Annotated in this window: 3 protein-coding genes and 1 pseudogene; all 4 read right to left on the reverse strand. The window is 73.1% G+C overall.

The genetic code is table 11. The annotated features are described in order from the left end of the window. Positions 1–340 (reverse strand): annotated as a pseudogene (locus tag ROTAS13_RS23585) (hypothetical protein); the annotation flags it as partial. A gap of 4 nt (positions 341–344) precedes the next feature. After that, complete coding sequence (locus ROTAS13_RS23590; RefSeq protein ID WP_019459600.1) at positions 345–794, reverse strand: ExbD/TolR family protein; 450 nt, start codon at positions 792–794, stop codon at positions 345–347. An 11-nt stretch (positions 795–805) separates the two neighbouring features. After that, positions 806–1,531, reverse strand: coding sequence for a MotA/TolQ/ExbB proton channel family protein (locus tag ROTAS13_RS23595; protein WP_019459599.1), 726 nt, complete (start codon positions 1,529–1,531; stop codon positions 806–808). Positions 1,532–1,578: 47 nt separating this feature from the next. After that, complete coding sequence (locus ROTAS13_RS23600) at positions 1,579–1,863, reverse strand: hypothetical protein (RefSeq protein WP_253187754.1); 285 nt, start codon at positions 1,861–1,863, stop codon at positions 1,579–1,581. Positions 1,864–2,022 lie beyond the last annotated feature (159 nt).

Consider the following 2,022-nt stretch of genomic DNA (forward strand, 5'->3'; position numbering starts at 1 on the left):
CCGCCGGCTCCGGCTTCACCGGCTCGGTCACGGGCGGCGGCTCGGCCGTCTGCACCGGCGGGGGCTCGGCGGCCTGCATGGGCGGGGGCGGTTCGGCCTCGGTTGGCGGAGGCGGCTCCACGGCCTTGACGGTCTCGGCGGGCGGCGGGGCCGCGGCGGGCTCCGAGGCCTCGGCCGGGTTGTCCGGCGTTTCCTGGGGGGCCATCACCGCCAGCTCGACCGGCATCTCCACCTCGGCGGCCGAAGGAGGGGGCTCGGGGGTCAGGAACAGCGGCACGGCCACCGCCGCATGCAGCACCAGGGAAGTCCCCCAGCCGAGGACCTGCGCGCGCGTTGCCATGGGATCAGCGCGCCTGGACGGGGGGCGTGCCCGGCTCCGCCTCGGCGATCAGCGAGACGCGGGAGATGCCGGCGGCGGTGATGCGGCCCATGACGCGCAGAACCACGCCATAGGGGGTGTCGCGGTCGCCGCGCACATAGACGGGGGTGTCGGGGTCATCCCCCTGGGCTTCCTTGATGCGGGTGCCGACCTCGGCCTCGGGCACCTCGTCCTGCTTGATGAAGGTGCGGCCCTCGCGGTTCACGGTCAGCACCACGGGCGGCTTGGGCGCGGCGACGCGGGCGGCGGAGGTCTTGGGCAGGTTCACGGGAACGCCCACCACCATCATCGGGGCGGCGACCATGAAGATGATCAGCAGCACCAGCATCACGTCCACCAGGGGCGTGACGTTCATCTCGGCGAGCGGGCGCGCGTCGTCCTCGTCGCCGCCGAGATCGGGTCCGGCAAAGGCCATGGTGGAATGCCCTACTCCGCCGCGGCGCGCAGGCGGGTGTTGGCGCGGCGCGACAGGTTGGCGGCCAGGTCCCCGGCGGCGGCCGCGCCTTCCTGGCGGATGCGGGCGATGGCGACGTTGAAGCGGTTATAGGCCATGACCGCCGGGATGGCGGCGAAGAGGCCGATCGCCGTGGCGAAGAGCGCCTCGGCGATGCCCGGCGCCACCACGGCGAGCGAGGTGTCGTTGCTGGCGGCGATGCCCTGGAAGCTGTTCATGATGCCCCAGACCGTGCCGAACAGGCCGACGAAGGGGGCGACGGAGCCGGTGGTAGCCAGGATCGGCAGGCCCGGCTCGGCGCGGCGCAGCGCCTTGGTCAGCATCCCGCGCATGGAGCGTTCCATGCGGTCGCGGAACTCGGCGCGACTCTCGTCCTCCTCGCGGCCCTCGCGCCATTCGCGCAGGCCGGCCTGGAGGGTCTCGCCCGCCAGCCCGTCCTGCTGCACCGGGGTGCCGGTCGGCAGGCCGTCATGCACGATGCGGGCGAAGCTGCGGACCTGGCGGCGCAGCCGGCCCAGGGTGATGGTCTTCTCGACCATGATCGCCCAGCAGGCGACCGAGGCCAGGATCAGCAGCAGCATCACCACCTTCACCACGATATCGGCCTGCAGGAACAGGCCCAGCATGGTCAGGTCGTGGGGCGGCGGCACCGGCACGGCGGGGAGGGCGGCGGCGGGAAGGGCGGCATCCGGATTCATGGGTCAGACCCTCCGTCTCGGGGTTTCGGTGAAGGGGGCGGGCTGCGTCACTTGTCGAAGCCCACGCCCGGCACGCGCGACGAGGTCGCGATCCGCGGCAGGCAGGCGCTGCGGCCTTCCGGCTCCGGCCCGCAGGCGAGGAGGTCGTTGAGCAGCACGCCGGTGATGCCGTCGCAGGGCAGGCCGGACAGGTCGAAGATCCGGGCCAGCGTCTTGCTGGCGGGCAGAGGGCCGACATCCAGCGCCAGGCGGCGGGCGATCACGCCGTCCTTGCCGAAGAGGATCAGGTCCAGCCGCAGCGGGTCCAGGGCGGTGTCGCCGGGGTTGCGCATCAGCAGCCAGGCGCGGCAGCCGGGCGGCTGCAGGTCGGGCTTCGGCTCCAGCCGGTTCAGCTCCAGGGTGATGGGCTTCGCGGCATCCTGCTGCGCCGCGGCCGGCAGGGCCAGGGCGGTCGCGGCGGGCCTGTCTCTTGATCACATCTACGCACAGCT

Source organism: Roseomonas sp. TAS13 (assembly GCF_001950415.1).
Classification (GTDB): domain Bacteria; phylum Pseudomonadota; class Alphaproteobacteria; order Acetobacterales; family Acetobacteraceae; genus Roseomonas; species Roseomonas mucosa.

What these genes read in the sequence shown, in the direction of transcription:
- ROTAS13_RS23590 (WP_019459600.1), bottom strand. Translation starts at nt 794, where the DNA reads ATGGCCTTTGCCGGACCCGATCTCGGCGGCGACGAGGACGACGCGCGC.
- ROTAS13_RS23600 (WP_253187754.1), bottom strand. Translation starts at nt 1,863, where the DNA reads ATGCGCAACCCCGGCGACACCGCCCTGGACCCGCTGCGGCTGGACCTG.
- ROTAS13_RS23595 (WP_019459599.1), bottom strand. Translation starts at nt 1,531, where the DNA reads ATGAATCCGGATGCCGCCCTTCCCGCCGCCGCCCTCCCCGCCGTGCCG.